The organism is Burkholderia sp. SIMBA_062 (assembly GCF_046534765.1).
Taxonomy (GTDB): Bacteria; Pseudomonadota; Gammaproteobacteria; order Burkholderiales; family Burkholderiaceae; genus Burkholderia; species Burkholderia ambifaria.
This window is the reverse complement of the sequence record NZ_JAWRYD010000209.1, coordinates 1-279: the sequence shown is the minus strand read 5'-3', so window position 1 is coordinate 279 and position 279 is coordinate 1. Positions and strand designations below refer to the sequence as shown.

Here is a 279-nt window from a genome sequence, read left to right as displayed (position 1 = left end):
CGCCACCGCGGCGCCACGGTCTGCGAGCACAAGAAGGGCAAGACCAACAGCTTCGTCTGCCCCTACCACGGCTGGGGCTACGCCCTCGACGGCTCGCTGCGCGGCATTCCCCACCCGGAAAGCTACGGCGATTGCATCGACAAGGCCGAACTGCCACTGGTCAGCCTGCGCACCGAAAGCTACGCCGGCATGGTCTTCGCCACCTTCAAGGACGACATCGAGCCGCTCGAAGACTTCCTCGGCGCGGCCAGGAAGTGGATGGACCTGTTCATGAAACAG

Annotated in this window: 1 protein-coding gene; it reads left to right on the top strand. The window is 64.5% G+C overall.

Annotation, left to right across the window (positions count from 1 at the left end):
• On the top strand, positions 1-279 hold a 279-nt coding region (locus SB786_RS36070; protein WP_410731554.1), incomplete at both ends, for an aromatic ring-hydroxylating oxygenase subunit alpha.